The organism is Corynebacterium phoceense (assembly GCF_900092335.1).
GTDB lineage: Bacteria > Actinomycetota > Actinomycetes > Mycobacteriales > Mycobacteriaceae > Corynebacterium > Corynebacterium phoceense.
The window spans coordinates 1,307,027-1,313,371 of the sequence record NZ_LT596208.1; the positions used below are offsets into that span (position 1 = coordinate 1,307,027).

Consider the following 6,345-nt stretch of genomic DNA (forward strand, 5'->3'; position numbering starts at 1 on the left):
GGGCTTACTTCGACTGAACGAGGGTACCGATAGGCTCGCCCTTGACGGCGCGCTCGATATTGCCCTCAGTGAGCAGGTTGAAGACCAGGATGGGCATGTTGTTGTCCATGCACAGGCTAAACGCGGTGGCGTCTGCAACCTTCAGGCCCTTCTCGATGACCTCGCGCGGCGTGATTTCCGTGTAGAGCTCCGCGTCCGGGTTGGTGCGCGGGTCGTCCGAATAGACACCGTCCACGGCCTTGGCGAGGAAAAGGACCTCGGCGCCAATCTCCAAGGCACGCTGTGCCGCGGTCGTGTCCGTGGAGAAGTACGGCATACCCATGCCAGCGCCGAAGATAACCACGCGGCCCTTCTCCAGGTGGCGGTCAGCGCGCAGCGGCAGGTACGGCTCCGCGATCTGCGCCATGTTGATGGCGGTCTGCACGCGGCAATCCACGCCCTGCTGCTGCAGGAAGTCCTGGAGGGCCAGGCAGTTCATAACGGTGCCGAGCATGCCCATGTAGTCCGAGCGCGCACGGTCCATGCCGCGCTGGGAGAGCTCCGCGCCACGGAAGAAGTTGCCGCCACCGATGACCACGGCGACCTCGGTACCCTGCTTGGAAATGTCCGCGATCTGGCGGGCGACGTTTTCGACGACGTCCGGATCGATGCCGACCTTGCCGCCGCCAAACATTTCACCACCCAGCTTGAGCATCACTCGCTTGTACGCAGTTCGCTTGGAATCCGGGGTAGTCACCTGGAGACGTCCTTCCACTTAAAGGGGCACAATTTTCTCCGACCATCTTACCTGTTAGGACGCCCCGCTACCTAACACCGCGCCTCGCCGGCGGCACGCAAAAGCCCACGTCCCCGCGGAAGCGGAGCGTGGGCTGATTTTCGAGCGAAAGTTCGCCCTCACGCAGCAGCAGTAACCCTGCCGCGGGAGTGAGACTTAGGCACCGATCTCGAAACGCTTGAAGGCGGTGATGGTGGTGCCAGCCTCGTCAAGAACCTGCTTGACGGTCTTCTTGTGGTCCTCCAGTGCGGCCTGCTCGAGCAGGACAACGTTCTTGAAGAAGCCACCCAGGCGGCCTTCCACGATCTTCGGGATAGCCTTCTCCGGCTTACCCTCTTCGCGGGTGGTGGCCTCAGCGATTTCGCGCTCCTTCTCGACGACCTCAGCCGGAACCTCTTCGCGGGTGAGGTACTCAGCCTTCATCGCGGCGATCTGCAGAGCAGCCTGGTGTGCGGCCTCAGCGTTGCCCTCGTAGGCAACGAGAACGCCCACTGCCGGCGGCAGGTCTGCGGAACGCTGGTGGAGGTAAACGGCGACGTTGTCGCCCTCGATGGTGGCAGCGCGGGCAGCCTGCAGCTTCTCACCGGTCTTTGCGGACTCTTCGGTCACAATGTCGGCGACGGTCTTGCCGTCGATCTCGAGAGCATTGAGCTCCTCAGCGGAGTTGACCTTAGCCTCGCCTGCGGCCTCAGCGATCTTGGCTGCGAAGGACTTGAAGGCGTCGTTCTTTGCCACGAAGTCGGTCTCGCAGTTGATCTCGACCATGGTGTTGCCGGAGACGGCGATGAGACCCTCAGAAGCCTCGCGGTCCGCACGCTTGGAGACGGACTTTGCGCCCTTGATGCGCAGGATCTCAACAGCCTTGTCGTAGTCGCCGTTGGACTCTTCCAGGGCCTTCTTGCAATCGAGCATGCCAGAGCCGGTAGCTTCGCGCAGGGCCTTGACGTCTGCAGCAGTGTAGTTCGCCATAGTTGGGGCGATCCTCCTTGTTGATCAAACAATGTTCGTTGAAACAGCGTAGTCGACGCACGCGCCGCGCGCCGCTCTAGGGGGCTAGAAAAATGCCCCCGCGCCGTCGAAATACCGTGCCACGGCTCCACACGCGCGCGATGCACGTGAGACACGTCGTGTCACGACAAACCCCCGTGGCCTTAGTCGGCACAACGGGGGTTTAAAAGTCAGCCACAGAAATTAATCTGTATTACTCAGCGGACTCGGCAGAAGCCGGGTCGGATGCAGCAGCGGCCTCAGCGGCGTCGCGCTGCTCCTTTTCTGCGGAGTCGCCAGCGGCTTCCTTAGCAGCGGCAAGCTGGCGCTCTTCGCGAGCCTTCTTGCCCTCTTCCACAGCGGTGGAGATGATGCCGGTGAGCAGCTTGGTGGCGCGGATGGCGTCGTCGTTGCCCGGAATCGGGAAGTCGACCTCGTCCGGATCGCAGTTGGTGTCAAGGATGGCAACAACCGGGATGTTGAGCTTGTGAGCTTCCTTGACCGCGATGTGCTCCTTGTTGGTGTCAACAATCCACAGGGCGGACGGAGCCTTGGACATGTCAGAGATGCCGCCCAGGACGCGCTCCAGCTTGGTGCGCTCGCGGGTGAGCATGAGAACTTCCTTCTTGGTGCGGCCCTTGTAGCCGTCCTCAGCGGCGTCCATGGCCTGAAGCTCCTTCATGCGCTTCAGACGCTTGGACACGGTCTGGAAGTTGGTGAGCATGCCGCCCAGCCAGCGGTGGTTGACGTACGGCATACCCACGCGGGTAGCTTCCTCAGCCACGGCTTCCTGAGCCTGCTTCTTCGTACCCACGAACAGGATGGTGCCGCCGTGTGCGACGGTCTCCTTGACGAACTCGAAAGCCTCGTCAATGTAAGTCAGCGTCTGCTGCAGGTCGATGATGTAGATGCCATTACGGTCAGTGAAGATGAAACGACGCATCTTCGGATTCCAGCGACGGGTCTGGTGACCGAAGTGGACACCGGCGTCGAGGAGCTCGCGCATGGTTACAACTGCCATGATTCGCTCGCTTTCTATTTTCTTTAGGTTTTCCAATACGTGTTGTGCGGGCTTTTATCCCACACCCTGGCTGCAAGTCCTAGCTGTCAACACCCAAGTCATGAACAGATTCGGGACCACGTTGACTGCGTCATTGTTCTTGCCGCGCGTAGTCAATGAGTCCAAAGGACACACTGCTGCCGGATAGCTTATATGCTTCGCCACGCTTTGCCAAAACGGCGCGCACGCGAACTGCCTGCAAAATCCCACCAACACAACCTAGCGCTCTGCCCCAAAATCCGGCATGGTGGAGACCATGAAACTCTCTCGCCTCATTTTTAGTTCTCTCCTTATTACTGCAACCACTTTCGCCACAGGCGCTACGCTTCCGGCCGCCGCCGCACCATCGCCCACCGCCGCGCAGCCCTCCGCCCGCGGCTATTCGCCACCCGTTCCACTCCGCGTTATCCGCGCCTTCGATAATCCGGACCACAATTGGCTGCCGGGACACCGCGGCGTCGATCTTGCGGCAGACGTTGGCCAGCCCATTGCCGCCGCGGGCCCCGGGACCGTCGCCTTCGCAGGCGTTGTCGCCGGCACCCCGTCGGTTTCCGTCGAGCACGCGGACGGACTGCGCACCACTTACTCCCCCGTCTACGCCCACGTCCAGGTCGGGCAGACAGTCGCCGCCGGAGACGTACTCGGCACGCTCGCGCCTACCTTCGACGGCTATCCCGGCCTGCATTGGGGCGCACTCGACGGCCCGGATTCTTATCTCAATCCACTCGAGCTTCTTGATGCCCCCACGATCCGCCTGAAGCCCGTCTAGGTCTGCGTCCTTAAGCCCGCGGGTGCGCCTGCTCGTAAATCTTCTTCAGGCGTGCCGCGGAGACGTGGGTATAGACCTGCGTTGTCTGGAGCGAGGCGTGTCCCAGCACTTCCTGGACCACGCGGAGGTCGGCGCCGCCCTCGAGCAGGTGTGTCGCCGCCGAGTGCCGCAGCCCGTGTGGTGTTAGTCCCGTCGTCCCGGTGACCTGGCTGGCGCGCTCCACAACGCGGCGCACCTGACGCTGGTCGATCCTCTTGCCGCGCGTGCCGAGAAAAAGCGCGTTCTCGTCTGCTGCGGGTGGAAACTCGCCGCGCACGTCGAGCCACGCGGCAATCGCGTCTGCGGCGGCATGTCCGAAGGGCACGACGCGTTGCTTATTGCCTTTACCGGTCACGCGCGCGGTGCGGCGTGACAAGTNGCGGTGCGCCGAGCGAGCGTGGCACGGGACTTCCCCGCCGCCACGGCATCGCCCAGCCACGCACGCAGGGCGTCGAGCGTGAAATGCGCGAAGTCCGGCACGCGCGCGGCCAGGTCGCGCAGATCCGAGCGGTAGCCGCGGATGGTGGCCTCGGATCGGCCGAGCACTAGACGTTGGTACTCGGCAAAATCCTCGATGGCCTGCTCAAGCTGACCGCCCGGCGTGTTACTCATGGGGCCAGAGTATACCCGTGGTTAGTCCACGTCGAGGCGCTGCCACTGTCCGCCGCGGCGCACGACCAGCCCCTGCTTCTCCAAGGTGACGAGCAGATGGATGGTAAGCGGCAGCCGCAGCCCCGCCTCGCGTGCGATGTCTTGGGCGCTCGCCGTCTCGTCGACCGGCGTCGAGCCGAAAACTTGCAGCTCGTTACGGGACAGCCGCTGCGTCTTCGAGGGCGCGTAGACGAGTTCCAACTGCGCTTCCTCGTCGACGGCACCGACCTGCTCGAGGAGTTCGCGCACACCGTCGGGGCTCATGACGAGCTGCGCGCGATGTTCCTGGATGCGCTTGTGACATCCCACCGAGCCTGGCCCCGTAATCGGTCCGGGCACCACCATCGCGACACGGCCAAGCGCCTCCGTCCAGTTGAGCGTATTGAGCGCTCCCGAACGAAAGGCCGCCTCGATGCACACCGCGCCCGATGTGAGTGCCGCGACCAAACGATTGCGGGTTAAGAACCGATGGCGCTGCGGCTTCGAGCCCGGCGCGAATTCAGTGAGGATGGTCCCGCCGCGGTCCACGATCCGCTCGTAGAGCTTTGCGTTGCGCGCGGGATACGGCTCGTCGATGCCGCACGCGGCGACCACCGCGGTGATACCGCCATGTTCGAGCGCCTGCTCATGTGCAACGGTGTCGACACCCATCGCACCACCCGAAACAATCGTCCACTGGTGTGGCACGAGTCCGGAAACCATGAGGCGCGTCGCGTCAAAGCCGTAGCGGGTAATCGCGCGCGTGCCCACGACAGCGACGGCCTGGCTAACGACCTCGCCCACCGGAGCACCGCGGACCCACAGGCAATGGGGCGCGACGGCGGCCTTGTCGAAGTCCGCGGGGGCATCGGCAAGCCCCGCCGCATAGAAGCCGAAGGCGGAGTTGAACTGCGCGGCCGGCCACTCGGGACTCTCCGGCGTGATGAGCCGTGCGCCCACTTTCTCCGCGGCCGCGATGTCCTCGTCCTGGCGCAGCCAGTCCCGGCGCGCCGAGGTCTCGTCGCGCAGCGCACCCAGCCAGTCCGCCTGGTGATAAATGCCGTGCGCAATGTGCTCCGGGGTGTAGTCCTGAAGCAGCGCGGCCAGCGTGCGCGACGGACCTTCCACCACGCGGTTGAGGTAGACCCACGCCTGCAGCGGCGTATCCAACTTAAGCTCGGTCATGCCGCCACCTCCTCGCGAACGGCGTCGCCGCGAAGATCAAGGGCGGAGGATACGTGTTCGATGGTCGGGCGATCCTGCCCCGCCAGATCCGCGAGCGTCCACGAGAGCTTAAGCGTGCGGTCCACGCCACGCTGGCTTAGCTCTCCCGTCGCGAGGTACGCGCGCAGGAGCTCCATCGCGTCGTCCTCCGCGGGAAAGCGCCGACGCAGGAGGGCGGAGGGCATGCCCGCGTTGGTGTGGACCTGGAGACCGGCCGCCTGCCAACGCGCACGAGAACGCTCGCGCGCGGCGGCGACGCGGTCCGCGATAGCCGCCGAGGTCTCCTCCCCGTCCGCGTGGAGCTGTGCTGAACGGCCCGAGAGCCGCAGGACCATGTCGAGACGGTCGCGCAACGGACCGGAAAGGTTGGACAGGTAGGCCTGCCGCTGTCCCGGCGTGCACGTGCACCGCGCCGGGTCCTCGGCGGCACAACGGCATGGGTTCGCAGCAAGCACGAGTTGGAAGCACGCCGGGTAGACGACCTCCCGGCGCGAGCGCACGAGCCTCACCTCGCCTTCCTCGAGTGGGGCACGCAAGCNACCGCGCCGGGCCGCGGGCGCCCTGAGCCGCCGCCGAGCAAGGAGGCGCGGGTAATGGAGGAATGCGGCGCGACGAAGGGCGCAGCCTCCACGACGCGTCCCGGCGAGCCCGCGATGGAGTGAATGGCGGTGGCTTCCAGGGACTGCTCCGTGGTGAGCGGCGGCAAAATGGACGGCAAGCGAGCAGCAATCATGGACTTGCCCGCGCCAGGCGGGCCGAGCATGAGCAGATGGTGCCCACCGGCGGCAGCGACCTCGGCCGCATGCTTGGCCGCATGCTGTCCCGCGATATCGCTCATGCAGGGCGCCGGCCCAGCCTCGG

The 6,345-nt window shown here is 64.7% G+C and carries 6 protein-coding genes and 2 pseudogenes; 1 reads left to right on the forward strand and 7 read right to left on the reverse strand.

The genetic code is table 11. From position 1 onward, the window contains the following. Positions 1-4: 4 nt before the first annotated feature. From pyrH to rpsB, 3 genes are all read right to left on the reverse strand, one after another. Positions 5-694, reverse strand: a complete 690-nt coding sequence (gene pyrH / locus BN9444_RS10395; RefSeq protein WP_066486831.1) for a UMP kinase — start codon at positions 692-694, stop codon at positions 5-7. 237 nt (positions 695-931) lie between these two features. Beyond that, positions 932-1,744 (reverse strand): translation elongation factor Ts, encoded by an 813-nt coding sequence (gene tsf, locus BN9444_RS10400; protein ID WP_066486835.1) that lies wholly within the window; start codon positions 1,742-1,744, stop codon positions 932-934. A 232-nt stretch (positions 1,745-1,976) separates the two neighbouring features. Beyond that, complete coding sequence (gene rpsB / locus BN9444_RS10405; RefSeq protein WP_066512658.1) at positions 1,977-2,783, reverse strand: 30S ribosomal protein S2; 807 nt, start codon at positions 2,781-2,783, stop codon at positions 1,977-1,979. A gap of 295 nt (positions 2,784-3,078) precedes the next feature. Here rpsB and BN9444_RS10410 point away from each other — a divergent pair, with 295 nt between their 5' ends. Continuing rightward, positions 3,079-3,591, forward strand: a complete 513-nt coding sequence (locus BN9444_RS10410; protein ID WP_066487205.1) for a M23 family metallopeptidase — start codon at positions 3,079-3,081, stop codon at positions 3,589-3,591. 10 nt (positions 3,592-3,601) lie between these two features. Here the strand turns inward: BN9444_RS10410 and BN9444_RS15415 are convergent. The 4 genes and pseudogenes from BN9444_RS15415 to BN9444_RS15590 form a co-directional block, all read right to left on the reverse strand. Then, positions 3,602-4,242: pseudogene (locus tag BN9444_RS15415) on the reverse strand (tyrosine-type recombinase/integrase). 21 nt (positions 4,243-4,263) lie between these two features. Further along, the gene (gene dprA, locus BN9444_RS10420; RefSeq protein WP_066486844.1) at positions 4,264-5,445 is read right to left on the reverse strand and encodes a DNA-processing protein DprA; all 1,182 of its coding nucleotides are present in this window, start codon (positions 5,443-5,445) and stop codon (positions 4,264-4,266) included. Further along, positions 5,442-5,819 carry a magnesium chelatase subunit ChlI family protein gene (locus BN9444_RS15585; protein ID WP_420888722.1) on the reverse strand — a complete coding sequence of 126 codons (378 nt, stop codon included), beginning with the start codon at positions 5,817-5,819 and terminating at the stop codon, positions 5,442-5,444. Before BN9444_RS15585 ends, dprA begins: the two co-directional genes overlap by 4 nt. A 42-nt stretch (positions 5,820-5,861) precedes the next feature. Next, positions 5,862-6,322: pseudogene (locus tag BN9444_RS15590) on the reverse strand (ATP-binding protein); the annotation flags it as partial. Positions 6,323-6,345: the final 23 nt, after the last annotated feature.

Excerpts from the sequence above, each read along its gene's own strand:
- pyrH (WP_066486831.1), bottom strand. The coding sequence starts at position 694 with ATGCTCAAGCTGGGTGGTGAAATGTTTGGCGGCGGCAAGGTCGGCATC.
- tsf (WP_066486835.1), bottom strand. The coding sequence starts at position 1,744 with ATGGCGAACTACACTGCTGCAGACGTCAAGGCCCTGCGCGAAGCTACC.
- rpsB (WP_066512658.1), bottom strand. The coding sequence starts at position 2,783 with ATGGCAGTTGTAACCATGCGCGAGCTCCTCGACGCCGGTGTCCACTTC.
- BN9444_RS10410 (WP_066487205.1), top strand. The coding sequence starts at position 3,079 with ATGAAACTCTCTCGCCTCATTTTTAGTTCTCTCCTTATTACTGCAACC.
- dprA (WP_066486844.1), bottom strand. The coding sequence starts at position 5,445 with ATGACCGAGCTTAAGTTGGATACGCCGCTGCAGGCGTGGGTCTACCTC.
- BN9444_RS15585 (WP_420888722.1), bottom strand. The coding sequence starts at position 5,819 with ATGGTCCTGCGGCTCTCGGGCCGTTCAGCACAGCTCCACGCGGACGGG.